We start from the raw sequence: 24998 nt of genomic DNA, 5'->3' as shown, positions 1-24998 counted from the left end.
CAAATACAAATCATAAAATAAGCTCATGCAGATGCATGAGCTTTCCTTTTAATAAAATTTAAATATCTAAATGAATATTTCTCAGTTTTTAATAATTTTTTTTGAAATTTTCTGACCGTTTTTAAAAACCAGTTCAACAATATAAATTCCGTTTGGAAATCCGTTCAGGTTGATTTGATTATTTATGAATGTGACATTGATTCTCTGCCCGATTATATTGGTCACATTGATCTTTTCAATTTCTGAATCCACTTTTACCGTAAGAAGTCCATTGGTGGGGTTTGGATAAACACCTGCCGTAACTTTTATAACATCTGAAGTACCGAGTCCCGTTACATCTTTAATACATCTTACCGATTGCCCCTGAGCTCTCTGTCCGCCTGAACCTGCATTTGCAATTGTTGATCCTATGTACAGATATTTTCCTCCGGAATTGGCGATATCAGAACTCCAGTAATATCCTCTCTGCCCTGTGTACGAAAAGCTCCCGTCAAGAAAACTCCGGTTACCGGCAACCGGTAATTTTAGTTTACTGGCAAATGCCGTTGCAGGATTTGATATACTTTCGGCAGCGATTGCAGCAGACCATTCTGCCTGTGTGGGAAGCTTCCATCCCTGGCCGATGGCCTTGCAGGGATCTGCACCTCTTTCTGCAGTTACTGATGAGGCATTGGCAACTGTCCATTGATCACTGGAGGCATTGGTTGACCACCACGAAGGCGCCGATCCAAGGATAAATGAAGTGATCCCGGCTAATCCTGTCGGATTATTGACAGAAGGAACTGTTGCAGTGGATGAATTTCTCGACTGATGCCCGTCGTCCCATCTTCCCCACTGGAAAAGATCTCCGTAAGAATCCGCGTCAGCCTGAACTGTTGCTACCTGAGAGCTTCCCAAGTTTTGCTGCAGCCAGATTTTTCCGTCTGTACCGCGAACCGTTGTATACGTTACAGGCTGACCTTTATAGGTAAATGTTACGCATCCCGTATCTCCCGGAGTATTTCCAGGATCTGTATTATTGCAGGTTGTTACTGAAGATGATCCACCCAGAGAAATACGTTTTACTTTTACACCTCCCTGTGAATATGACAATACCAGATAATTGTTAACTTTATCGATTGCCAGATCATTATATGTAGCCTGGCCATCGGAGATAAAGCTGCCTCCAAAAGTAACCCATGCCTGAGTGGCGGTATCAAATTTATACGCTGTATTTTTCAGCATATCATCATTTTCCCAGCGGCTTGCAATTACATAAGGCTCTCCCGCAGGTGTAACAGCAATTGCAACATGCTGAACTCTTCCACCGGAGAAATTGGCAGCACCCATCTGTGACCATGCTGTACCGTCATATTTTTTCACGTTTAACTTCTGTCCTCCTGCAGAGTTTGATACGTAAGCAACATAAAGATTGTTACCGGCATCAATGGCAATATCTGAATTATACTGTTCTGAAGATGAAGCAGCATCTACATTGCTGCCTCCTACCAAAATCCAGTTGTCTGCAGCAGTAGCATTGGTACTGTTTTCATAAACCCGAAGCCCGCCTGCAACGTTACAGGTATAAATTTTACCGTTTGAACCGATGACCATTTCAGCATATGTTGAGCCGTTTGAAAACCCTGTGTTTCCCACCTGTTCCCATGCTCCGTTCATAAAACGCTGAACCGTCCCTGAGTTGTGTGAGGCATAGGTAAAAAGAATATTGGACGGCGAAACTGCAGACGCCTGATAATTTACTGTGGAAGTCGTAGGACTTATCAACTGGGTCCATGATGTTCCGTTAAATTGTCTGACTTCCAGACCAGTTCCCTGATTCGTATAATAAATACTGTTCCCCGAAGGTGCAACGGATAAAGAACTGTAAGTCGCATAGCTGTTTGTAATGCCGGCGCTACCACCGACGTAGGACCAGGAAGTTCCATTAAACTTTTGTACTGATCCCTTTGTAACAGAGAGATCATAGTAAGAAACATAATAGTTTCCCTGTGGATCTATCGCCAGATTATTAAAACTGCTTCCCCCTGCAGAAATGGCTGCAGAACCTACATCCTGCCACTGCTGAGCAAAAGATAAGTTCCCGAAAAGGGTGAGTATTGCCAATCCTGCTTTCGCTATTGTAAAATATAAATTTCTAAACATGATAAAACCTTATTTTTAATTATTCTAAATTGATTTAAATTTTTCGCAAAATTACTTTTCCGATGCTCTTTCAGCTTATCATTTTCAAATCATTTGTTATCATACCGGTATCAAATGATTTCATAAAAAAAAGAGTTATCATTAAATGATACTCTTTTCAAATCAGTCAAAACTGCAGGGACCTAATTTTTAATTATCTTTCTGAAAATTTTTTGCCCATTTTTCATTGTTAGTTCAACGATATAAATTCCATTAGGAAACGTTTGCAGATTCAGACTGTTGTTTGAGAACTGAGCATTGATTCTCTGTCCTGCCATATCAGTTATATTGATTGCCTTCACTTCAGAATCTGCTTTGACATGAAGAATTCCTCCAGTAGGATTTGGATACACACCAACCGTCACTTTTTTAATATCCGAGGTTCCCAATGCTGTTGCAACAGCTTTGATACATCTTACCGACATTCCTGCATCTCTGCCAGCGCTGTTAGATAATGCAGAATACTGACTTATATACCAATGCTGTCCCGAACCGGTGTAAGGTGATGAGGAGGAAGACCACAGATACAATCTTGTTCCCGGAGAAAATATTCCGCTGTAATCTTTCATCCCTGCAGGAATCAGTTTTAAATTGCTTGCAAGAGCCGAGTTGTATTCTGTAATATTTTCTGCTGTCATTGCTACATCAATTTCTTCAACAGTGGGAAGTCTCCAGTTCAAACCAATTGATTTACATGGATCAGCACCATTTGTTGAACTTGCAGATGAAGAATTCACAGCATTCCAGGTGTCTGATGTTATACCGCCCGACCAGAAATTTGAAGAAGAATTATAAGCTCCAGAATGGAAAGATGCACTCCCTCCATTTAGGCCGGAAGGGTTGTTAGGCGAAGGAGCTGCTGCAGAGAGAATGGAATTTCTCAACTGATGACCATCATCCCATCTTCCCCATTGAAAAAGATCACCATAGGCATCTGAATCCGTAAGAGATGCAGCAGTCTTTGTACTTCCAAGATTTTGCTGAAGCCATATTTTACCGTCAGCTCCCCGGACTGTCGTATAAATTACAGACTGACCTCTGTAATTAAAAGACACACATCCGGTGTTACCGGGAAGACTTCCGGGATCGGCATTGTCACATGTCAGATGAGATGTACCGGCATTATAAATTTTTAATTTTTGTGCTGATACATAATTTACGGTAATCATAGCTGAAAGACAGAAACTTAACCGAATCATTAAAAAATGTAAATTTTTAAGCATATCCAATATTATTTTTATTTATTCTAAATTTAATTTAATTTTGTGCAAAATTAGATTTCATAATTAAAGATGGCTTATCATTTCCAAATTATGTGTTATCCGGATTAGTGTTTTTTTTAAAAATGTAAATGGAGCCAAAAACGTATTGTATGCAGAAACAAGCAAAAAAAGGATTGATATTTGAATCTGAAAATATCAAGATTGTATTGCATGAAGATTCTAATTCAGGGAATTATACTAAAGCAAATTTTGTGGAAGGAAAATCAAGTTTCAATTTATTATTTTTTCTAAGTCCAACTATTCATCTGAGTGCAAATGACTGCAAGACCAGATTTATATTTAAAAAAAATCAATATATACTTCATTATACCTCTGAAGAAAGCAAGGCAGAGCTATGGACTGAACAGGAAAACTTAAAATATTTCCAGATTCAAATCAAATACCAGTATATTTTTAATTTAATTGATCCGGAATCTAATCAGGAAAATGCGAAAATTCTAAAACAGATGATTGACAATAATTTTATTTTTCTGCATAAAGAAACTCCGCCATACATGACCGTGGAAATGCATATGATTTTAAAAGAGATCATCAGCTATTACCGAAAAGGATTTATGCAAAAGCTTTTTGTAGAGGCTAAAATTATCAAATTATTGATTTTGATTTTCGAGCAGTTTAATGAAAATAAGGATCATGAAGATGAATATCAGACTCCTGTCATCATCAAAAACTTTATCGATGAAAACTTTCACAGGAATTTAAAAATAGAAGAGATCAGTAAAATTCTGGGAATGAATGAGACTAAAATCCGTAAGGAATTCAAGATTCATTATCATCTGACCGTCAGCGATTATATATCTGAGCTGAGAATGCTGAAGGCAAAGAAAATGATTATCGATAATGATCTGATGATCAAAGAAATCGCTATAGACTGTGGTTATGAGTATGTACAGAATTTCACACGCGCCTTCAAGAAAAAGTTTGGAGTTTCTCCGGAAAAACTGAGAATGAGCTCTTTTTAACAGAAAAACCATCGATAAATCGATGGTTTTATATATGTTGTTTTGCTATGATATCACTTTTTCAGAATTAAGGTGAAAAAGCGATGACACTCAAATTAATGATGTCCGTGGTCGTGTCCGTGGCTATCATGCAAGAAAGGACCGTGCCCTTTAGGCTGGTTGAAAATTACCTCAGCGCCTTCCTGCTCGTGAATCAATTTTCTTCTGATATCTTCAGGATCGAAAGGTTTTACCTTACCGAAATACTCCTTCAGACCTTCTGTTAACCATAATGGGATAACAAAACCGAAAAACATAAAAATACACCAGAATCCCACTAGGAACATTGTAACAAAGTAAATTGTCCAAAGGAACTGATAAAACGGCCAAAATGCTGATAACATCATCTTTCTTATAGATTTTAGGCAAAAATAGGACTTTTTTCTTTTTCATCAAAAGATATATAACCTAAATTTTGCAATTTGTTTTTATTTTAAACTGAATACAACCGATATTTGAGGAAGCCCGTTCAGATCATCCATAACAAAAACCAATTACCATGTTTATATTATGATCAATGCGCAAGATCTGCAAAGAAATCATTTCCTTTATCATCCGTAATGATAAAAGCAGGGAAATCCTTTACCTGAATTTTTCTCACTGCCTCCATTCCTAATTCCGGAAAATCTACCACTTCTACAGAAAGAATATTGTCTTTGGCTAAAATTGCAGCGGGTCCTCCAATTGACCCTATATAGAAGCCGCCATATTTATTACAGGCGTTCGTCACATCAGCTGTTCTGTTTCCTTTTGCCAGCATTACCATACTTCCTCCATGGCTTTGGAATTCATCAACATAAACATCCATCCTTCCGGCAGTGGTTGGCCCAAAGCTTCCGGAAGCCATTCCTTCCGGTGTTTTTGCAGGTCCTGCATAATAAATCGGGTGGTTCTTAAAGTACTCAGGCATTACCTGCCCTGAATCCAGTAATTCTTTGATTTTTGCATGTGCGATATCTCTTGCAACAATCAGGGTTCCGTTTAATTTTAATCTTGTTCTGATGGGATATTTTGAAAGTTCAGCCAAGATTTCCGGCATCGGCTTGTTCAAATCGATTTCAACTGCTTCTTCCAGATGCGGAGGCGTTGCTGGTAAAAACCTTTTTGGATCCTCTTCCAGCTGTTCCAGGAAAATACCCTCTCTCGTTATTTTTCCTTTAATATTTCTGTCTGCCGAACAGGATACTCCCATTCCCACAGGACAAGAGGCCGCATGACGGGGCAACCTGATCACTCTCACATCATGTGTCAGATATTTTCCGCCAAACTGTGCACCAATAGCACTTTCCTGACAGATTTTCTGAACTTTCACCTCCCACTCAAGATCCCTGAACGCCTGCCCCGCCTCATTTCCTTCAGTGGGAAGATTGTCGTAATATTTTGCTGATGCTTTTTTTACAGCTGCCAGATTTGCTTCAGCGGAAGTCCCACCGATCACCAAAGCAAGGTGATAGGGCGGACAGGCTGCTGTCCCCAGATCTGAAATCCGCTCTTTTACAAAAGCTTCAAGAGACTTTTCGTTGAGTAAAGATTTTGTTTTTTGATACAGGAAAGTCTTATTTGCAGAACCTCCTCCTTTTGTCAAAAATAAGAACTCGTAATAATCTCCTTTTTTTGCATAAATATCGATCTGAGCCGGAAGATTAGAACCGGAATTTTTCTCATCAAACATCGTTAGCGGCACTACCTGAGAATATCTTAAATTTCTTTTTTGATAGGTATTGTAAATCCCTTTACTTAAAAATTCACCATCATCAACTCCCGTGTAAACATTCTCCCCTTTTTTTCCCATCACGATGGCAGTTCCTGTATCCTGGCATGAAGGCAGTGCTCCTTCGGCAGCCACTGCAGCATTCTGTAATAAGTTATAGGCAACAAACCTGTCGTTATCTGTTGCCTCAGGATCGTCAATAATTCTCTTCAGACTTGCCAAATGGGAAGAACGAAGCATAAAAGAAACATCTGCCATCGCTTCTTCAGCCAGAAATTCCAGTCCCTTCGGATCAATGGTTAAAATTTCCCTTTCTCCATGTCTTTCCACTCTTACGTAATCTGAAGTCAATTTTTTATACACCGTATCATCTTTCTGAATAGGGTACGGATCCTGATATCTAAATTCCATTCTAATTTTTCTTTGGATGCAAAAATAAAACATCGTGAAAAAAGCATGAGCAAAATCAGTTACTTAGATTGATATTTATAATGATTATAAATTGCAGGGTTTTTTATTAATGAGTAATTTTAGAAAACTTAATTAATCACAATGAACTACAGAATAGAAAAAGACACAATGGGTGAAGTGCAGGTTCCTGCAGATAAGTTTTGGGGAGCGCAGACAGAACGTTCCCGAAATAATTTTAAGATCGGCCCGGAAGGTTCTATGCCTCATGAAATCATCGAAGCTTTTGCTTATCTAAAAAAAGCAGCTGCATTTACCAATGCCGATCTGGGTGTTTTAGCTCCTGAAAAAAGAGATATGATTGCTCAGGTTTGTGATGAGATTCTGGAAGGTCAGCTGAATGATCAATTTCCTTTGGTAATCTGGCAGACTGGTTCAGGCACACAATCGAATATGAATGTGAACGAAGTCGTTTCAAATAGAGCGCATGTCAACAATGGAGGAACTTTAGGTGACAAATCAGAAATTCACCCGAATGATGATGTAAATAAATCTCAGTCATCCAATGACACCTACCCGACGGCAATGCATATCGCAGCGTATAAGAAAGTGGTTGAAACAACGATTCCTGCAGTAGAAAAGTTAAGAGACACTTTAGCAGAAAAGACGGAAGCTTTTAAAAATATCGTAAAAATCGGGAGAACCCATTTGATGGACGCAACTCCCCTGACTTTAGGACAGGAATTTTCAGGGTATGTTGCACAGCTGAATTACGGGATCAAAGCTTTAAAAAATACTTTGCCTCATCTATCTGAATTAGCCTTAGGCGGAACTGCAGTAGGTACAGGACTTAATACTCCTCAGGGCTACGATGTAAAAGTTGCAGAATATATCGCAAAATTTACCGGCCTTCCTTTTGTAACGGCTGAAAATAAATTTGAAGCGCTGGCTGCTCACGATGCTATCGTGGAATCTCACGGAGCTTTAAAACAATTGGCCGTTTCTTTATATAAAATTGCTCAGGATATCAGATTACTGGCTTCGGGACCACGCTCCGGAATTGGGGAAATTCACATTCCAGAAAATGAGCCGGGTTCTTCAATCATGCCGGGAAAAGTAAATCCTACCCAGAACGAGGCTTTAACCATGGTTTGCGCACAGGTTTTAGGGAATGACACAACGATTTCTTTCGCAGGAACGCAGGGAAATTATGAACTGAATGTTTTTAAACCCGTAATGGCCTATAACTTTTTACAGTCTGCTCAGCTGATCGCTGATGCATGTGTATCATTTAATGATCATTGCGCTGTCGGCATCGAACCGAATCATGAAAGAATTAAAGAACTGGTTGATAAATCTCTGATGCTCGTAACTGCCTTGAACACGCATATCGGGTATGAAAATGCAGCAAAAATTGCAAAAACAGCTCACAAAAACGGAACGACCCTTAAAGAAGAAGCAGTGAACCTTGGCTTTGTAACTTCTGAACAGTTTGATGAGTGGGTAAAACCTGAAGATATGGTAGGAAGCCTGAAATAGGTTCGAGGTACTTCCATTAAAAGCTAATAACGAAACTTCAACACCTTTTTAAATAATTGATAAAAAAACTCCGTGGAAAGAATTTCACGGAGTTTTCTGTTAATATGAATGTGTGTAATCTATAATCCAAATCCTATACCAAAAATAATAGCTTTATCATTTTCGAAATGATTTCCTTTGAAGTAATTGCTGAAATCCCTTTTAACAAAAAGACTGAAATTATCATACGATACCGTCAGCTGAGCGCCGTAAACAAATGGATTTACCTGGTAATTCCCTCTTTCTCTGAAATCCGGACCATTTCCTCTTACAATATTGTTGGTAGACATCTGTACTCCTCCATACATATTCGCTGCTACCCTGAAACCGTCAGAGTAAGGTCTATATTGAACATCCATTCCTGCATTTTTCAATTTTGAAAAATTATATTGAAAGCCGAGAGGAACCATGATATAACCGGTTCTCAATTTCGTTTTATCAACACTTCCCTGATATTCTGTAAGGTAAACTCCGGCATTGCCATCTTTAGCAAAGATCATATTGTTATCCGCACGAAGGGTTCTCCATGAAAATCCGATCCCTGAAATCAGTCCCCACGGACTGGTTCTGCTGAACTGATAATTAAATTTCAAACCAAATTCAAGATTACTGGCATATCCCATATTTTTATCCAGTGTATTATCGGGTAGATTATTGGTAAGATTCATGATCCCATATGTGAAGTATCCTGAAAAATCCTTCGTAGCACGGAATTTCTTCATCAGTTTTGCTTTCAGTTCTTCACTGGAGGTGACATCTGAATTCAACAGAGAATATTTTACCTGCTTTTGAATAACGGTATCAAGATCAAATCCTAAAGTTTCAATTCTCTGATCAATTTTTTCTGAATAGCGGTCTGCTACTTCTGCTTTCTGTCTGTCGAATTCTGCTTTCTCCAGGTTTTTTGACTGAAGAATTAAAAGCTCAGCTTCCATCAGTTTTTTTTCTTCCTGGATAATGGCGTCGATCTTTTTTGCATACTCATCTACTTTTTCTTTTACAATCGGGCTCACTTCGGTGTTTTCCTTTGACTGCAAATTCAGTTTTAATCTTTTTTGTGCATTCACAGACGTTGCAACAAGGCACAACATTCCTGCGATGATAAATTTCTTAATCATAGTATTATTTTTTTTTTAGTTTAAATTAATTTATTTGGTATTCAGATCGATGGTTGCAACGTTGCTTCCTTCTTTGGTTTTTTCGATGACATCTTTATGCTCTACCGAGAAAAGAAGTGTTGACGGATCGACATATCTTTTCTTTTTTACCTGCACCTTTGCAGAATCTGTTTTTGCCAGAATCTTCTCCGCCGGGATTTGAGTAATCTTTACTGCTATTTCCCTGGAAGTTTCCCTGATAACCGGAAGTTCTATTTTCTCTGTGACAGTTTCAGAAGTTTCAGTTCCGGATTTCAATTGAGAGGGAATCTTTTCCATTTCAACATACTTTTCCTGTTTCCGTAGAGTTTCAGAAGACTTTATTCTTTCTGTTACCACAGAATTATCTTTCATTTCTGCAGTGTCAGTTTCTGCAACCTGTAATGCCGGTGAAGGTTCCTGATCAAAAAATAATACGGCTCCTAAACTTAAAGTCAAAACCAGGCAGGCAGCTACCAAAAACCAATTGATTTTTTTTGTCTGAGAATCATTAACCGGATGAATCTGCGTTTCAATTTCAGACCACAAATCTCTTGAAGGAGCAATCTCTCTTTCAGAAATTTTCTTTTTGATCTGATAATCCAAATTATTTTTAGATGTTTTCATTTTTCAGTTTCTTTTGTTGTTGAAAGTAGATCTTTCTTAATTTTTCTTTTGCTCTGAAGAGTTGCGTTTTACTTACTGCAGTTGAAATATTCAGCGTATCTGCAATTTCCTGATGCGAATATTCTTCGATTACATAAAGGTTGAAAACCATTCTGTAAGCATCCGGAAGCTGATCTAAAAGTTCCTGTGCATTGAAATCAAAAACAATTTGCTCATCATGGATTTCTTCGAGTACCGAAGCATGAACATCGTCAAGATAAAAAACCGTTTTATGGCTTTTAATAAAATTAAGACATTCGTTAACGACGATTTTTCTTGCCCAGCCCTCAAAGTTTCCATCTCCACGAAAGCTCTCTATATGTTTGAAAACTTTACAGAAAGCTTTGATGACGCAGTCCTCCGCCTGGTAAATATCACTGATATAACTTTTCGCTACACTCAGGAATTTCTTCACACTCTGATCATAAAAAATCTTCTGTGCAGCCGGATCCTGTTTTTTCAAACGGCTCAGTAAATCTTCTTTTTTATTTTTAAACAAAAGTTTCATGGTTATTCTGTTTCTACTGTAAAGACAATGAAAGACCGAAAAGGTTACATAACAAATAAAATTTATTTCAATTAAATTATTAACTGGCTGAAAATGAGAAATAAATAAAAAAACCACTCTGATAAAGAAAGTGGTCATTAAAAAATATTTATTTTAATTTTTGAAGTCGGGAGAAGTCATAACATCCATATCTATGCTTTTTTAACGTTTTTTTTCTTCTTCAAAATTATCGGCTGATCTGATCTGTAAGTATTGCTGAATTTTTCAAATGCCATTTTTGAATAGGTAACGGTCCTATTACAGTCATGCCGGGGAAACATTTTCACAGGAATCAGAAATAATACCTATACCATTGAATGTCAGCTTTCAGATTGTATCATTCAGATTGATAAATTTAATAATTTATTCCTGTGAATTACCTTCAGTCAATTGATTTTGAACCGGATTCACCTGGTCAGCAAAATACTGCTCCAGATCTTTCAATGTTTCAGGATCTGTCTGTATATCTTTGACCTGGAGACCTTTATTAACCACAACAATCCTGTTGCAAACTTCGGTGGTATGCGCCAGATCATGACTGGAGATCAGGAAAGTAACTCCGCTCTGTTTGGCTAATTCCTTAATTAAGTTTTTAAGTTTGATCTGGGTAGAAGGATCGAGATTGGCAAAGGGTTCGTCCAGAATTATGATCTCCGGATTTCCGATAATTGCACCTACAATTCCTACTTTTTTCTGATTCCCTTTAGACAGGTCCCTGATGTATTTTCCTGAATTGACGATTTCACCATTGAACAAATCATGAAACTGCTTCAGAAATTCATCAACAGAAGCTTTATTCTGCCCTCTGAGTTCACCAATGAAATAAAAATATTCTTCCGGGGTAAGATATCCGATCAGAAAAGTATCATCTACAAACGCAGACACTTTAGATTTCCAGGTCTCAGATTCGTTCACTTTAATGCCATCAATACTTACAAATCCTGTTGTTGGCTGAATCAAATCAAGCATTAAACTGAAAAGTGTTGTTTTACCTGCACCATTGTTTCCGACAAGGCCGAAAGTTTCCCCTCTAGGAATTTCAAGGCTTTCAATATTGAAAACGGTTGTATTTCCGTACGTTTTAGATAAATTATTTATGGTGATCATTGAATTAATTTTTAGATGTGAATGCGTCTAATGTGCTGTATTTTTCGCTTTTATACTGTTTTACGATAATATCAAATATTTTTTCCCTTAACAGAAAGCCTATAAGACCTAAAGCAGCTATACTGATTACGGCTACAGTCATTCCGAAAAAATATTTTGTGGCTCCAAAAACAGCAATGGGCAAAAGCATTTTAGGGATTAACAGTAAAAGACTTTTCAAATTAAAACTGTTCTTCTGTCCCATCACTTTTTCTTTAGAATTGAGATCAATCTGCGTTTTGCTGTATGCTCCTGACCAAAGGGTCAGCTGAGAATTCACTCCTATATTATACAGGCCTGCGGCAAAAAAACTGAAATAAACATCCCAGCTGATAATCGCATAAAACAGTGCTACAACCATGGACCCTGCTGTAACAATAATCATCAGCCACCATTTTGCCTTGAGATACTCTTTATAAGGAACATTAAGCGTCATCATGAGAGGATAATAAGAACTGTCGAAAGAAGGCACCCTCTGGCCAAAGAGAAACTGAAAACCACCCGTCACAAACAATCCCATTAGCATCATCATATAAGGTGTTTTGTAAACCGGTGAACTAAACATTAACAGCCCATAAAAAATAAACATAAAACTTCCGATCAGAACTCCTTTGGTCACTTTATTTCTTCTCAGCATTTTGATATCATTGTTAATGAAACTTCCAATGGCACCATATTTATTGAGAAAAGCAATGTTTTCGGTTTTACCAAAAGTTTTTTTTGCTTCCAAGCCCTGATCAAGATAGAATTCTTTTTTTACATGATTAAAACATATCCACCACAGACCCGCAAACAAGGCAATCGCAAATAAAGTAAAGTAAGGCTGATCATAAAACGAGTAAAAAAGTTTTTCAGAATAATCAAAAAGAGGAATGATATCATAATAAGCCAACCCACCGATTACGGCAAACGTAATTCCAACTCCAATTGCAACATTTTCTCTGTTGTTAAAAAGAATATTGATGAAATTATTAAGATAAAACAGCAGTGAAAGCGCAATCAGCCAGCTCAGGCTTTCTAAGATCCCAAAACCGTTGAACATACAGATGACCGAAAAAGTAACGAAGAAAAATGAATTCATCCAGCTGAATGGGGAGAGAAAAGTCTTGATCAACATATAATTAACCAAAGTTTTTTTAGGAATATTCAGCGTCAGGTAAGGTTTGATATTCTGTGTAGACATCTGTTGCATCAGATATTTCAAAATCAGATCTGCTATCCACAAAACCACCATGAATTTTGACACTATTTTTACCGGATCTTCCTCCATCTCTTTTCTTACATAGAAGAAAGCGAGGAAAGCTGCCCCTATACAGTAGGCGATAAAAGAAAGAATCCCGATGAAGCGGAAAATCTTCATGGCCAGATTAATTCCGACAGAAGTTCCCCGAAAAAAACTTTTGATTTCTAACCTCAGGAATTGTACGAACATAGTTTACTTTTTTACATTAGTAAACATAATACATAATTTGTTACAGTTTTTACAGAAAATGGAATTACTATTTGTCATAAAAGTTTAAAACCACTCTTAGTTTAACTTTTAAAAATAGAAAAACAGTCCGTTAAAAATGGTCTGATTAAAAACAAGTTCAAACAATCGAAGGAAACTGTCAGATCGATGTTACATCTGGTCATGATCATACGGTCATTTCCTCAGACGGTTGCTCAAAAACAAATATTGTATATGTTTACCGAAAGTAAAGTGATATTCCGTTAAAAACGTTTCAAAACCGAAATACCGTAGCGAATCTATAACTGCTTTATCAACTAACCAATTAATTCTCTGGCCTGCGCCATTGCCGCCTCTGTAATTTTACTTCCTGAAAGCAACTGTGCAATTTCGTTGAGTTTTTCTTCTTCACTTAAAGTGATAATTGTTGATTGAGTTTTTCCGTTGATATCTTCTTTTACAACTTTGTAATTATCATTTCCTTTTGCAGCAACCTGCGCTAAGTGAGAAATCACAATCAACTGCATATCCTGAGACATTTCCCGCATCAGATTTCCGATTTCTTCGGCAACCTTTCCTGAAACCCCGGTGTCAATCTCATCTAAAATAAGGGTCGGAAGCATATCACTTTCAGCGATGATCTTTTTTACAGCCAGCATCACACGAGATCTTTCCCCTCCTGAAATAGCAGTCTGAATCGGCTTTAAAGGAAAGCCTGAATTGGCCTGGAACAGAAGCTGAATATTTTCTTTTCCAAATGAGTTGAATTCCGGAACGTTGATCAATTCGATATCTACTTTTGCTTTTTCAAGCCCTAATTTTTTCAGTAGGTCTTCTGCTTTTTTTATGAAGACAGGAACGTTCTTCTTTCTGTTTTTTGAAAGTTTTTCAGACAGCGCCTGAAGTGATTTTTCTTTTTTTGAAATATTAATTTCAATTTCGGCAATCGAGGCCTCGATCTCTGCAGTACCTTTCTGTTCTCCGGATAACTGATCCCTGATCCCTATGAGTTCATTCAGGTCCGAAACGTTATGTTTCAAAAATAAAGCATTGATCTTATTATTGAGCTCAGAGAGCAGGGCTAAATTTTCAGGATTGATTTCAATTTTTTCTGCTTCGTCTTCAAGTTCAGAAAGGATATCCTTCATTTCAACAAAAGAACCTTCAAGCCTTTCATCCAACTCTGAAAAAGTATGGGATACTTCTGCAATTTTCGACAGTTTATTTTTAGCTTCATTAAAAAAAGAAAGAATTCCGATTTCTTCCTGATGAAACCTTGATAAAATCTGTGCAATATTTTCAGAAATCATTCCGGCATTCTCCTGTACAGAAAGCTGATTCTGCAGATCATCATAATCTACATCATCTAATTTCAGATCTTCAAGTTCAGTGAGCAGAAACTGTTTGTAATCGCTTTCTTTTGTGTTTTCTGAGAGTTGTGCATGAAATTTCTTAAGCTGTGTTTTCAAACTTTGGAATTCTAAGAAATCCTGCTGGTAATCTTCAATGATCTTTCTGTTATCTGAAAGTCCGTCAATAATTTTAAACTGATAATCTGCCGTAAAGAGGTTGGATGTTTCAAACTGTGAATGAATATCGATCAGTTGCGAAGTCAGTTCTCTAAGAACATCTAAAGTTACCGGAACATCATTGATAAATGCCCTTGACTTCCCTGAGGGAAGAATTTCGCGTCTGATAATGGTCTGATGTTCATAATCGAGATCATTTTCGATGAAGAATTTTTTAAACTGATTATTCAGGTCAAATTCGGTTTCGACAATACTCTTCTCATCGGTTTTTGAGATGGATTTCACATCAGCCCTTTCCCCTAAAATCAATCGGAGCGCACCCAGAATAATGGATTTTCCGGCTCCGGTTTCCCCGGTAATAACCTGTAAACCATTTTTTAAAGACACATCCAAGGCGTCAATAAGGGCAAAATTTTTAATATATATTCTCGAAAGCATGATGAGTGGCAGATTTCTTTATACTGCAAATATAAAATTTAGAATTCAGGAATTCGGTGTCTTATCTCCATTTATTCCATTTGGTATCCGTAAACTTGGGCGCAAAAATAATCATCAGCTGCTTTAAATCATTCAATACAATCCCACCATTATTCCCTGAATTGAAAATATTGAAAATTTCATCATTTTTGGTCGTAATAAATGTATTGAAGAAGTAGTTCTGCTGAAACGTGTTTTCATAAGTTTTCAACTGCATTAAAGCATCAAAAATAATCTTTTTAGACTGTGTCTGATCCTGATTGAACATTCCGTCTAAACCGGCTCTGTGATAGGTATAAATCGACTGACGGAGCTGGCTCATGTTTGGATTTAAAATTTCTCCGATGAGAATCGACCGGCTTCTCGGATCATTGATCTGGCCCCAGCCATCATATCCACGGTTTTGGGAATTCTGTGCAATCTGCTGCGCTTTACTGAACCACTGCGTTCCGCCTGAAGACTGAAAACTGTCAGCATCATAACCCAGAATCAAGTATACATAAAAGCTGATCACATCAATAAGATTTTTACCTGAAAACTGTCTTTCATTAAAGATCAGATTTTCGTTCTCCACATAGTCAAATGCAAACTTCTGATCCTGAAGATTAATTAAGGGAGATTCGTACGATGAACTGAAAACAGGACGTACAGCCTGAATAACAATAGTTGCAGTATATTTATTACCATCCCTGTTGCTCAGGACAATAGAGAAATTTGATTTGATTTTTTCGAAATTCTGAAGCTTTTTGCCTGTCCAGCTTGTATTGTTGATAAAATCTTTAAGGCTTTTCTCCAAAGCTTTAAAGGCCTGCTGGTTACTCCCCTGAATCTGTTGTGAATTAACCTGAACGGTTGCTAAAAGCTCCTGCGGGAAACTAAAATTATAAAAGAAAAGTAAAAATAAAAAGATTGTATATTTTTTCATAGGTGGGCTGTCTGTTGTTTGAAGATCATACAGGATCTCCTTTTTGTAAATACTTATGAATCAAAACCAATTTGGCGATTCTATTATAATATAAATGTTGAGAACGGAAATTTATAAAATTTATTTTAAAATCTGAGCTTCAATGGTATCGAGAATGTCTTTTGCTACATTTTCTTTAGATTTGAGGTCAAATTCTATTTTCTCTGTCCCTGTAAATATTTTTATTTTATTGGTGTCTTTTTTGAAACCTGCCCCCTCATCACGAAGCGAATTCAGCACAATCATGTCAAGGTTTTTCTTTTTAAGCTTGCCTTTTGCATTTTCTTCCTCATTTTGCGTTTCAAGAGCAAATCCCACTAAAAACTGATGTGTCTTTTGGTTACCCATTGTTTTAAGAATATCCGGATTTTTTATCAGCTCTATGGAGAAAGTATCTTCATTTTTTTTAATTTTTTCTGAAGCTACGACTTTTGGAGTATAATCGGCAACTGCTGCGCTGGCAATTCCAATATCAATTCCATCATAAAATTCAAATACTTTATCGAGCATCTGTTTTGCAGAGGTTACTCTGTGAAGTTCAATATTTTCATGTTTTGAATTGAGAGAACTCGGTCCTGAGATTAAAATTACTTTAGCGCCTCTTTTTGCTGCTTCTTCAGCTAAAGAAAAACCCATCTTTCCTGATGAATGATTCCCGATGAATCTTACAGGGTCAATGGCTTCATATGTTGGTCCTGCCGTGATTAAAACAGTTTTCTCCTGAAGCGACTTTTTAATACCCGTACTTAAAAAATCTTCTATTACTCCCGAAATGGTTTCCGGCTCAGCCATTCTTCCCTGACCAACCAATCCACTTGCCAGTTCACCACTTTCCGCAGGAATAACAATATGACCATAATCTTCTGCCAATTCTAAGTTCTGTCTCGTTGACGGATGCTGATACATATCCAGATCCATTGCAGGGACAATGAAAACTGGGCATTTGGCTGACATATAAGTAGCAATCATTAAATTATCACAGATTCCATGAACCATTTTAGCTAAAGTATGAGCTGTACAGGGAGCCATAATAATGACATCTGCCCAGAGTGCCATTTCTACGTGACTGTTCCAGGTTCCGTTATCACCGTAAAAGTCTGTATACACAGGGTTTTTGGATAAAGTGGAAAGACTCAGTTTCGTTACAAAATGTTCAGCATCCGCAGACATAATGATCTGGACTTCTGCTCCTTTTTTGATAAAATCCCTGATAAGAAAGTGAATTTTGTAAGCAGCAATTCCACCAGAAACGGCAATGAGAATCTTTTTCCCGGAAATATTCATGTAGATGATTTTTAAAGTACTAAAATACTGCTTTTTTCTAAGAAGGACTTTTAAAAAATAAAATGTGAAAATTTAAATTACCGGAATATTTTTTTCCTATCCTCAATTTTGTAAATTATTTTATCGAATGGTTTAAACTGTCAGCTAATTTTAAGGTAAAAGCTTTACTCCCACTGCTGCTTAAATGTCCTATATCGTATACGTTCTTTGAATAATACAATTCTTTAAATGTACTTCGGGATGAGAAATCCAAAACTTTTGTATCAGTAATTTTTTTTATCTCATTCAATTCGGTTGGTTGCGCAAAAGGCGGCAGTATCAGAATCAGTTTGATTCCTCTTTTTTTACAGCCTTCCGCTAAAATCCGGATATCCTGAATCAGTGCCGGATTTAATTTTTTTCCGGGCTCCTTTTCTAAATATCTGTTATCTTTAGAAATTACCATTGTATCCCTCAGATATTGCTGTCTAAGATTTCTTATATTTTCATATTCATCATAATCTTTCTCTAAAGGAAAATATCCATTGTTTGACGACACAAACTCATTTTTAGTTTTATCTCTGGATCCTAATTTTTTAAAATAAAATATATTGGCAAAAAAATGAGAAATAGATAAAAATGAAGAATTGATATTTTTTTCTTCAGTAAAATACCTGAGCTCAAAAGCAACTGTCGTAAAATCATGATAATACATGACTTTCTCAGCGTATGAGTTTTTATCGAAAGGCTGCAGATCCTGAATTTCAAAAAATACATATTTAACATGGTCTGGGATATTCATCTGACGGTATATATATCTGTTTTCTGTAAAGAAAGTTCCACCGGCTGCCAGATTATATGCTCTGATCCGGTGAGACGTAGCAGAATCTAAGAGCGTCGGATTAATCTGTCTGAACATTCTGCTGCTTCCCAGAATAATAGCGTTGTATTTATTATGATGCTGATTAAAATAATTGATTTTCTGTCTTACGAAGTATTCTCCATAGAACTTATATGGACTCAAAGAGCATAATGCATATCCAATAAAAGATATACATAGCAACCAGACTACGATTTTAACGATAAACCTTCTCATATCAAAATTGAAAATAAATAAACTCATTATTTCCAAAATTTGCATATCGCAGAATAATGAAAATGATAATAAAATATAAGACTCTTCTAAACCAACGATCAGAATTTTTGATTTCCAATCCATGAAACTTATCCCTGTTTATCCATTCGATCAGCATCATCATGCCAATCAGCAGTAGAATTTTATACGGGAAAGGATCAGGCAGTGAAAATGCAGCCTTGTTAAATATGTTCTGAATGTAAGAAACTGCCTGTGAAACATCTTTTGAGCGAAAGAAAATCCAGGCAAAACATACCATGATAAAAGTAAGAAACATATGACATCCCTCGCTGAATGAAGGAATTTTTTTATTCACTGCAACAATTTCTAAATTCTGCCGGTTTCTGTTTGTAATCAATAAAGGTAAAAAATAGAATGCATGAAGGCCTCCCCACACAATGAAGGTCCAGTTGGCTCCATGCCAGAAACCACTTACCAGAAATATGATAAAAGTATTTCTAATTTTGATCCACATCCCTCCTCTGCTTCCGCCTAAAGGGATATAAAGATAATCACGAAACCATGTGGAGAGCGATATATGCCATCTCCTCCAGAACTCTGCTATATCCCTCGAAAAGTAAGGAAAGGAAAAGTTTTTAAGAAGCTCAATGCCAAAAAGCCGTGATACGCCTAATGCAATATCAGAATATCCTGAGAAATCCCCGTAAATCTGAAATGCAAATAATACAGCCCCCATAACCAGATTACTGCTACTTTCTGTCTGATAATTCAGAAAGATATCATTGACTACAGGGGCACAATTATCTGCAATGACAATTTTTTTAAAAAACCCCCAAAGTATCTGTCTCATTCCATCTACTGCCTGATCATAATTGAAAGTCCTTTTTTTCTGGATTTGAGGTAAAAGATGCGTAGCTCTTTCAATGGGCCCGGCCACCAGTAACGGGAAATAACTTACAAATAAACTATAGTCTACAATACTTTTTTCTGCACTTATCCTTTTCTTATAAACATCTATAACATACGAAAGTCCATGAAAGGTATAAAATGAGATTCCTACCGGAAGGATTATATTCAGTAAGCTCATATCAGCATTGAACCCGAATCCTTTCAGAAGTATAGAAAAGCTTTCAATAAAAAAGTTGAAATATTTAAAAAATCCAAGAAACCCTAAATTGATACCTATACTGATCGTCAACCAAATCCCTGCCTCTCTTCCTGTTTTACTTTTTTCAATCTTCAGACCGGAAAAAAAATCCAATCCTATCGAAAACATTAGAAGCAGCAGAAACCGCCAGTCCCAACATGCATAAAAGTAAAAACTTGCAAAAAGTAACAACAGGTTTTGATCTTTGTACCTTTTATTAAAAAAGAACCAGTATAATACAAATACAATGGGAAGAAATATTAAGAAACTGACAGAATTAAATAACACGGGAGTCTATAAATTTATTAATAATATATAATTTAGATTACAAATATGATATCAGTAATGAATTACACTGAGGTTTGTTATAAAAAAAATTCTATCAGACATTGTCTAATAGAATTTTTTTAAGAATTGAAACAGTTGCTAAATCACAACAACCGTCTGATCTATTAGTTTCTTTCTTCAGTTTTTCTAAAGTATACTTCCCCGTCCAGCCATTCCTGAATAGCGATAGAAGTCGGTTTCGGAAGTTTTTCATAATGCTTAGAGATCTCAATCTGTTCTCTGTTTTCAAAAACTTCTTCCAGGGTGGAATTGTGAACTGCGAACTCGTCTAATTTATTATGTAATTCAGTACGGATTTCTGCATTGATCTGTTCAGCTCTCTTCCCCATGATAACAATAGCTTCATAGATTGAACCTACTTTATCTTCAATCTTATCTTTATCGTAAGTAATAGTATTTACTTCTGCTTTTGTATCTTTTACGCTCATTTTCAGAAAATTATTTTATTTATAAGATGGCAAATTTACGAATTATCTTTGGATTCTGAAAGTGGCAGCCGGAGGAGGTGTCTGTAACGCTGCACTGTCCCTCTGAATCTGCATTGCCTGCTTTTCATTGGATACCTGATCTTTAATCTGCTTTTCAGTTTTTGACTGTTCAGCTAATTTATCAGCAACTTTCTTCTGTTTTGCTGTAAATATTGCGATTCTTTCATCATTCAGTTTCTTTACAACAACGAAATCCTTTTTCTCTTTTTCAAGCTTTTGTCTGAAATCTACTGCTGTTTTAGAATATTCTGTATCCGGGAGTTCTTTCTCAACCTGTCTCGTAAAAGATAAGGCACTTTCTATACGATCGTCTTTCAGGTCATAGGCTGATCCCATAGCTAAAAAATAGCGTGATTTCATCATATAGTCATAAATCTTCGGACGGAGCTTTGTACTTGGAAAGTCCTCTAATACATTTTCAAAAGCGGCAGCCGTAGATTTATAATCAGCCATTTTATAATACTGTTTCGCATTTTCAAAAGCTTTGAATTCTAATTTATAAGACAGCTCATCAATCAAAGTACTGATGTTTTTTGAACGTTCAGAACTAGGATAATTAGTCAGGAAATCCTGAAGTTCATTGATAGCCAGTTCTGTACTTGTCTGATCTAAGTTATAGTCCATGGAACCATTGTAGTAACATAAAGCTGACATATATGACGCTTCTTCCTTTCTGTTATCCTGAGGGAAACTTACTGCAAAGTTTTTGAACTGGTGACCTGCCAATTTATAGTTTTTATCGTAATAGTTAGCGTAAGCAGAGTTAAAAACCACATTTGGCGCATCATCTGTCCCTGCAACAAGATTGGGTAATCTGTCGTAAAGAGCCAAAGCATTTTTCCATTTCTTTTTAGCGAAATTTTCATTTGCCGCTTTTAGGATAAAATTTTTATCTGCGCTTTTCATCGCTTTATCTTGCTGGCTTGTGCACGCCGAAATGACAGCTATGGCAAAAATACCTAAAATATATTTCTTCATATAAAATTCAACAGTTTTCGGTTTTACCGAGCTATTAATTTGCAAAAATATAACTTTTTTGCTAAAAGATTTTTTTTTATGATTATTTAACGCAAAATTAGTCTGCGACGTATCCCAAAACAGCAAAAACATTCATTAAAAGATTCATTCTCACCTTTTTCTCTGCTTCCTTAGCATAGGTCTCTTCATCTTTATGAGGAACATAGAGCTCGTAAAAATTTTTATTGCGAATGACAAAGAGGGTAGATCCTATAATGGTAGTCAGAATATCTTCAGGCTTGGGAGTAAATGTAAAAACACCTGAAGCAACTCCTTTTTTAATGACATCATCCAGTTTCTTGACAAACAGCTGGTAAAAATCAAGAAGTTCATCTTTAAGGTTTTCTGTATGACGTAATTCCTGGGTGACGAAACCATGAAAATAATTATACTTAAAAAGTTGGGCAACAATATACTTGATCATTTCCTTCAACTGCATTTCCGGTTTCCCATCTTTGATCGTGTCAGCAAATTCAGAAAAATTTTCTCTTGTTTTCAATACACGGTATTGATAAAGATAAGACATCATCTTTTCCTTAGATCCAAAATAATAAGAGATCATTGCCACGTTAATATTGGCTTTAGAACAGATATCTCTTACGGAGGTACCTTCATAACCTTTTTTTGCAATCAACTCTTCAGCAATATCTAAAATATGAATCTGCTTATCCGTAAATTTTTTCCCCACGCCTGATGCTTTCAGTAAAGCTAAGAAAATTCCGACACTTTAATAAACGAATGTTTACTTTTTTCATAAAATTTTATTATTGTATTTTTGATTATGGACTTTTTTGATTTTCATCATCATAAAAAAGGTATAAATTACGGAATTTATAACCTTGGCATGGAAAATAATCCGGTTGACCTTTGTTATTCTGCCGGAATCCATCCACAGGACATTCACGTTGAGCAGATCGAAAATCAATTTAAATGGATTGAATCTGCGGCGGTTTCAGAAAACTGTTTTGCAGTTGGAGAATGCGGGCTTGATGGTTTGGTTAATATAGACATGAAAATTCAGGAAGAGGTTTTCTCAAGACAGATTCAACTGGCAAACGAAATTCGGAAACCTCTGATCATTCATTGTGTCAGGAAATTTTACGAAGTAATCTCTTTCAGAAAGAAATCTGAGCAGGCCATGATCATTCATGGCTTCAATAAAAAGCAGAGCGTTGCAGACGATCTTCTTAAGAATAATTTTTACCTGAGTTTTGGAAAAGCTGTTTTGGATCATCTATCTTTGCAGGATACTTTGAAAAAAGTTCCTTTGGATAAAATTTTCTTAGAAACTGATAATGATGACTTTGATATCAGAGAATTGTATCAAAAGGTTTCTGAAATCAGGAAAATATCAATGGAACAAATTCAATTGCAGATTAAAGAAAATTTAGATACGATAAAAAATGGATAAGTTTTGGCTGGAAAGAACAGAGCTTCTGATTAAAGAAGATGGTGTTGAAAAACTGAATAATGCTGCTGTTCTCGTAGTAGGTTTAGGCGGAGTAGGATCTTTCGCTGCAGAATTTCTGGCAAGAGCCGGAGTAGGAAAAATGACGATTGTGGACGGCGATACGGTAGACATTACCAATATCAACAGACAGTTGCCTGCACTGCACTCAACAATAGGAAAGCATAAAGTGGAAGTTGTTGCCGAAAGGCTGATGGATATTAATCCGAAACTTGAACTGGTAAAAATCAACGAATTTCTGAATCCGGAAAGAATGGGTGAGGTTTTAGATAATGGCAAATTTGATTACATCCTTGATTGTATCGACAGTATAACGCCAAAAGTGAGTCTTATTATTGCCGCCAAAAGGAGAAGGATCAAAATTGTCAGTTCGATGGGTGCAGGCGGAAAATCTGACCCTTCAAAAGTAATGGTTAGAGATATCCACAAAACGGCAGAATGCCATCTTGCAAAACAGGTAAGAAAAAGACTGAAAAAGGAAAAAATTGATAAGGGCATCCGATGTGTTTTTTCAACTGAAATACAGGATGAGAACAGCCTAAAAATGACTGACGGAAGTAATTTTAAAAGATCATTTTACGGAACCATAAGTTTTATCCCTGCAATTTTCGGATTGTATGCGGCTGCAGAAGTCATCAATCACTTAGTGAAAAAGACGGATGCAGAACTTTAAATATCCTAAAAAGGAAAAACTCAAGAAAAAGGATGAAATTACTTTGCTTTTTGAGAAAGGCAAATGGAAGAACAGTGGAAATCTCCGAATTATTATTCTGAAGAATCATCCTGACCTGTTAACAGACAACGTGAAATTTGGCGTTTCCGTTTCTAAAAGATATTTCAAGAAAGCAGTTCACCGAAACCGGATTAAAAGACTTTTACGGGAATGTTACCGCCTGAATAAGGATCTGTTCAATGAATATTTCGGAGAAAAGACGACAGCAATGCTGTTTTGGGTTTCTTCTGAATTACCGAAGACATTTCAGGAGGTGGAGGAACAGTTTATCAAACTATGCCAGTCACAAAAGAAATCTTAAAGTGCATATCTTAGAAATCAGCATTAACATTAATGTTCAGAATAGTTTTACCCATCATTTCATTAACCGGTAAGATTCTTCCGGGATGTCAAAACACCCGTACTGTTGCTGTAATTTAAATTCATGAATGGCAGAAATCAACATCCCTTTTTTTATTAATTTTTCGAACGGAAAATTTCTGAAGAAAAATGATCCATAGTTTTTTATTAAACTTTAGAAATACTTTCAGCATAATCAGGAGATCTTTAACTGTAAAGTACAATATTACAATTTGTTTCAAAGTACGTAATCCAAAGAATCTGCCTGATTTAAATACAGCCTTATCCCTTTTAATTTTTTTTAAAATTACTTACGGGACGCTTTTACATTTTTTGTAGCTTTAAGGAAACAACTGACGAACTAAGATGTTAGATCAAATTCCCTTTCTACCCTATGTAATGAGTGCCTTTATAGGTATCGGTCTGGCTGCTGCATCCGGTTTCAGAGTATTTTTACCCATGTTTGCAGTAAGCCTGGCATCCTACTTTCACTGGATTCCTGTGAGCGAAAGTTTTGAATGGCTATCCAGCTTACCTGCCCTACTCACTATAGGAATAGCAATGATCGCCGAAATCCTGGCCTACTATATTCCTTTTGTAGATCATTTGCTTGATACGATTTCTATCCCTATGGCAACGGCTGCAGGATCGATACTATTTGCCAGTCAGTTTACAGAAATGGGTACATTTTCACAGTGGGCCCTTGCTCTTATTGCCGGCGGCGGAACAGCAGCCACGATCAGTTCCGGATTTGCAGGCCTTAGGGCTGCGTCGACTGCAACAACCGGTGGATTGGGAAATTCTGTCGTTGGGACTACTGAAACTGCTGGGGCAGGGCTGATGTCGATCTTAGCAATGGCAGCTCCGGTAATGGCAGCAGTATTAGCCATCATCACATTAATCTCTGTAATTGTTCTAAGTCGCAAGGCCCTGCGAAGATTAAAAAGAAAAAAAATGAAGAATGCTTCCAATACCTGAAAATAAAAACGGCAGAAATAAATTCTGCCGTTTTTATTTTTAAG

The 24998-nt window shown here is 36.6% G+C and carries 23 protein-coding genes; 6 read left to right on the top strand and 17 right to left on the bottom strand.

Going from position 1 to position 24998, the window contains the following annotated elements; all coding sequences use genetic code 11:
- Positions 1-81: 81 nt before the first annotated feature.
- Both AC2A07_RS16315 and AC2A07_RS16310 read right to left on the bottom strand, forming a co-directional pair.
- The gene (locus tag AC2A07_RS16315; RefSeq protein WP_484051265.1) at positions 82-2142 is read right to left on the bottom strand and encodes a T9SS type A sorting domain-containing protein; all 2061 of its coding nucleotides are present in this window, start codon (positions 2140-2142) and stop codon (positions 82-84) included.
- Positions 2143-2324: 182 nt separating this feature from the next.
- Complete coding sequence (locus tag AC2A07_RS16310; RefSeq protein ID WP_484051264.1) at positions 2325-3380, bottom strand: T9SS type A sorting domain-containing protein; 1056 nt, start codon at positions 3378-3380, stop codon at positions 2325-2327.
- Positions 3381-3553: 173 nt separating this feature from the next.
- Between AC2A07_RS16310 and AC2A07_RS16305 the strand changes: the two genes are divergently transcribed.
- A complete protein-coding gene (locus AC2A07_RS16305; RefSeq protein WP_484051263.1) occupies positions 3554-4426 on the top strand; it encodes a helix-turn-helix domain-containing protein in 873 nt (290 codons plus the stop codon).
- Positions 4427-4521: 95 nt separating this feature from the next.
- On the opposite strand, the gene AC2A07_RS16300 is transcribed toward AC2A07_RS16305, so the two are convergent.
- Both AC2A07_RS16300 and AC2A07_RS16295 read right to left on the bottom strand, forming a co-directional pair.
- On the bottom strand, positions 4522-4812 hold the full coding sequence (locus AC2A07_RS16300) for a hypothetical protein (protein ID WP_314493856.1): 291 nt from the start codon (positions 4810-4812) through the stop codon (positions 4522-4524).
- A 167-nt stretch (positions 4813-4979) separates the two neighbouring features.
- Positions 4980-6587 (bottom strand): fumarate hydratase, encoded by a 1608-nt coding sequence (locus AC2A07_RS16295; RefSeq protein WP_484051262.1) that lies wholly within the window; start codon positions 6585-6587, stop codon positions 4980-4982.
- Positions 6588-6728: 141 nt separating this feature from the next.
- On the opposite strand from AC2A07_RS16295, the gene fumC reads away from it, so the two are divergent.
- Positions 6729-8123, top strand: a complete 1395-nt coding sequence (fumC, locus tag AC2A07_RS16290) for a class II fumarate hydratase (RefSeq protein ID WP_314493858.1) — start codon at positions 6729-6731, stop codon at positions 8121-8123.
- A gap of 119 nt (positions 8124-8242) precedes the next feature.
- On the opposite strand, the gene AC2A07_RS16285 is transcribed toward fumC, so the two are convergent.
- From AC2A07_RS16285 to AC2A07_RS16225, 13 genes are all read right to left on the bottom strand, one after another.
- A complete protein-coding gene (locus tag AC2A07_RS16285; RefSeq protein WP_484051261.1) occupies positions 8243-9280 on the bottom strand; it encodes an outer membrane beta-barrel protein in 1038 nt (345 codons plus the stop codon).
- A gap of 30 nt (positions 9281-9310) precedes the next feature.
- Positions 9311-9925, bottom strand: coding sequence for a hypothetical protein (locus AC2A07_RS16280; protein ID WP_484051260.1), 615 nt, complete (start codon positions 9923-9925; stop codon positions 9311-9313).
- Positions 9912-10472, bottom strand: coding sequence for an RNA polymerase sigma factor (locus AC2A07_RS16275; RefSeq protein WP_484051259.1), 561 nt, complete (start codon positions 10470-10472; stop codon positions 9912-9914). The genes AC2A07_RS16280 and AC2A07_RS16275 overlap by 14 nt, the downstream gene beginning before the upstream one ends.
- Before the next feature lie 402 nt (positions 10473-10874).
- Positions 10875-11618: an ABC transporter ATP-binding protein gene (locus AC2A07_RS16270; protein WP_484051258.1), complete on the bottom strand. Its 744-nt coding sequence runs from the start codon at positions 11616-11618 to the stop codon at positions 10875-10877.
- A 4-nt stretch (positions 11619-11622) separates the two neighbouring features.
- On the bottom strand, positions 11623-13089 hold the full coding sequence (locus tag AC2A07_RS16265) for a DUF5687 family protein (protein ID WP_484051257.1): 1467 nt from the start codon (positions 13087-13089) through the stop codon (positions 11623-11625).
- Positions 13090-13424: 335 nt separating this feature from the next.
- Positions 13425-15074, bottom strand: a complete 1650-nt coding sequence (locus AC2A07_RS16260; RefSeq protein WP_484051256.1) for a DNA repair protein RecN — start codon at positions 15072-15074, stop codon at positions 13425-13427.
- Between the two features lie 61 nt (positions 15075-15135).
- Positions 15136-16038, bottom strand: a complete 903-nt coding sequence (porD, locus tag AC2A07_RS16255) for a type IX secretion system protein PorD (RefSeq protein WP_484051255.1) — start codon at positions 16036-16038, stop codon at positions 15136-15138.
- Positions 16039-16158: 120 nt separating this feature from the next.
- The gene (coaBC, locus tag AC2A07_RS16250; protein ID WP_484051254.1) at positions 16159-17361 is read right to left on the bottom strand and encodes a bifunctional phosphopantothenoylcysteine decarboxylase/phosphopantothenate--cysteine ligase CoaBC; all 1203 of its coding nucleotides are present in this window, start codon (positions 17359-17361) and stop codon (positions 16159-16161) included.
- Positions 17362-17476: 115 nt separating this feature from the next.
- On the bottom strand, positions 17477-18463 hold the full coding sequence (locus AC2A07_RS16245) for a hypothetical protein (protein WP_484051253.1): 987 nt from the start codon (positions 18461-18463) through the stop codon (positions 17477-17479).
- A complete protein-coding gene (locus tag AC2A07_RS16240; RefSeq protein ID WP_484051252.1) occupies positions 18438-19871 on the bottom strand; it encodes an MBOAT family O-acyltransferase in 1434 nt (477 codons plus the stop codon). The genes AC2A07_RS16245 and AC2A07_RS16240 overlap by 26 nt, the downstream gene beginning before the upstream one ends.
- Before the next feature lie 164 nt (positions 19872-20035).
- The gene (locus AC2A07_RS16235; RefSeq protein ID WP_047443491.1) at positions 20036-20359 is read right to left on the bottom strand and encodes a DNA-directed RNA polymerase subunit omega; all 324 of its coding nucleotides are present in this window, start codon (positions 20357-20359) and stop codon (positions 20036-20038) included.
- A 42-nt stretch (positions 20360-20401) separates the two neighbouring features.
- Positions 20402-21397: an outer membrane protein assembly factor BamD gene (locus tag AC2A07_RS16230; protein ID WP_484051251.1), complete on the bottom strand. Its 996-nt coding sequence runs from the start codon at positions 21395-21397 to the stop codon at positions 20402-20404.
- Between the two features lie 97 nt (positions 21398-21494).
- A complete protein-coding gene (locus AC2A07_RS16225) occupies positions 21495-22124 on the bottom strand; it encodes a TetR/AcrR family transcriptional regulator (protein WP_484051250.1) in 630 nt (209 codons plus the stop codon).
- A 156-nt stretch (positions 22125-22280) separates the two neighbouring features.
- Here AC2A07_RS16225 and AC2A07_RS16220 point away from each other — a divergent pair, with 156 nt between their 5' ends.
- The 4 genes from AC2A07_RS16220 to AC2A07_RS16205 all read left to right on the top strand — a co-directional run bounded on the left by AC2A07_RS16220 (position 22281) and on the right by AC2A07_RS16205 (position 24954).
- A complete protein-coding gene (locus AC2A07_RS16220; RefSeq protein WP_314493880.1) occupies positions 22281-22847 on the top strand; it encodes a TatD family hydrolase in 567 nt (188 codons plus the stop codon).
- Positions 22840-23577, top strand: a complete 738-nt coding sequence (locus AC2A07_RS16215) for a ThiF family adenylyltransferase (RefSeq protein WP_314493882.1) — start codon at positions 22840-22842, stop codon at positions 23575-23577. Before AC2A07_RS16220 ends, AC2A07_RS16215 begins: the two co-directional genes overlap by 8 nt.
- On the top strand, positions 23564-23938 hold the full coding sequence (rnpA, locus tag AC2A07_RS16210) for a ribonuclease P protein component (RefSeq protein ID WP_484051249.1): 375 nt from the start codon (positions 23564-23566) through the stop codon (positions 23936-23938). Before AC2A07_RS16215 ends, rnpA begins: the two co-directional genes overlap by 14 nt.
- 404 nt (positions 23939-24342) lie before the next feature.
- Positions 24343-24954: a DUF4126 domain-containing protein gene (locus tag AC2A07_RS16205; protein ID WP_484051248.1), complete on the top strand. Its 612-nt coding sequence runs from the start codon at positions 24343-24345 to the stop codon at positions 24952-24954.
- Positions 24955-24998: the final 44 nt, after the last annotated feature.

The organism is Chryseobacterium sp. HNCC26DJ238, assembly GCF_057180465.1.
This window is presented reverse-complemented; position numbering and strand designations above follow the sequence as displayed.

What these genes read in the sequence shown, in the direction of transcription:
- porD (WP_484051255.1), bottom strand. Translation starts at nt 16,038, where the DNA reads ATGAAAAAATATACAATCTTTTTATTTTTACTTTTCTTTTATAATTTT.
- AC2A07_RS16260 (WP_484051256.1), bottom strand. Translation starts at nt 15,074, where the DNA reads ATGCTTTCGAGAATATATATTAAAAATTTTGCCCTTATTGACGCCTTG.
- AC2A07_RS16220 (WP_314493880.1), top strand. Translation starts at nt 22,281, where the DNA reads ATGGAAAATAATCCGGTTGACCTTTGTTATTCTGCCGGAATCCATCCA.
- AC2A07_RS16275 (WP_484051259.1), bottom strand. Translation starts at nt 10,472, where the DNA reads ATGAAACTTTTGTTTAAAAATAAAAAAGAAGATTTACTGAGCCGTTTG.
- AC2A07_RS16310 (WP_484051264.1), bottom strand. Translation starts at nt 3,380, where the DNA reads ATGATTCGGTTAAGTTTCTGTCTTTCAGCTATGATTACCGTAAATTAT.
- AC2A07_RS16235 (WP_047443491.1), bottom strand. Translation starts at nt 20,359, where the DNA reads ATGAGCGTAAAAGATACAAAAGCAGAAGTAAATACTATTACTTACGAT.
- AC2A07_RS16305 (WP_484051263.1), top strand. Translation starts at nt 3,554, where the DNA reads ATGCAGAAACAAGCAAAAAAAGGATTGATATTTGAATCTGAAAATATC.
- AC2A07_RS16285 (WP_484051261.1), bottom strand. Translation starts at nt 9,280, where the DNA reads ATGATTAAGAAATTTATCATCGCAGGAATGTTGTGCCTTGTTGCAACG.
- AC2A07_RS16295 (WP_484051262.1), bottom strand. Translation starts at nt 6,587, where the DNA reads ATGGAATTTAGATATCAGGATCCGTACCCTATTCAGAAAGATGATACG.
- AC2A07_RS16270 (WP_484051258.1), bottom strand. Translation starts at nt 11,618, where the DNA reads ATGATCACCATAAATAATTTATCTAAAACGTACGGAAATACAACCGTT.
- AC2A07_RS16215 (WP_314493882.1), top strand. Translation starts at nt 22,840, where the DNA reads ATGGATAAGTTTTGGCTGGAAAGAACAGAGCTTCTGATTAAAGAAGAT.
- fumC (WP_314493858.1), top strand. Translation starts at nt 6,729, where the DNA reads ATGAACTACAGAATAGAAAAAGACACAATGGGTGAAGTGCAGGTTCCT.
- AC2A07_RS16230 (WP_484051251.1), bottom strand. Translation starts at nt 21,397, where the DNA reads ATGAAGAAATATATTTTAGGTATTTTTGCCATAGCTGTCATTTCGGCG.
- AC2A07_RS16280 (WP_484051260.1), bottom strand. Translation starts at nt 9,925, where the DNA reads ATGAAAACATCTAAAAATAATTTGGATTATCAGATCAAAAAGAAAATT.
- AC2A07_RS16265 (WP_484051257.1), bottom strand. Translation starts at nt 13,089, where the DNA reads ATGTTCGTACAATTCCTGAGGTTAGAAATCAAAAGTTTTTTTCGGGGA.
- AC2A07_RS16300 (WP_314493856.1), bottom strand. Translation starts at nt 4,812, where the DNA reads ATGATGTTATCAGCATTTTGGCCGTTTTATCAGTTCCTTTGGACAATT.
- AC2A07_RS16245 (WP_484051253.1), bottom strand. Translation starts at nt 18,463, where the DNA reads ATGAGTTTATTTATTTTCAATTTTGATATGAGAAGGTTTATCGTTAAA.
- coaBC (WP_484051254.1), bottom strand. Translation starts at nt 17,361, where the DNA reads ATGAATATTTCCGGGAAAAAGATTCTCATTGCCGTTTCTGGTGGAATT.
- rnpA (WP_484051249.1), top strand. Translation starts at nt 23,564, where the DNA reads ATGCAGAACTTTAAATATCCTAAAAAGGAAAAACTCAAGAAAAAGGAT.
- AC2A07_RS16315 (WP_484051265.1), bottom strand. Translation starts at nt 2,142, where the DNA reads ATGTTTAGAAATTTATATTTTACAATAGCGAAAGCAGGATTGGCAATA.
- AC2A07_RS16205 (WP_484051248.1), top strand. Translation starts at nt 24,343, where the DNA reads ATGTTAGATCAAATTCCCTTTCTACCCTATGTAATGAGTGCCTTTATA.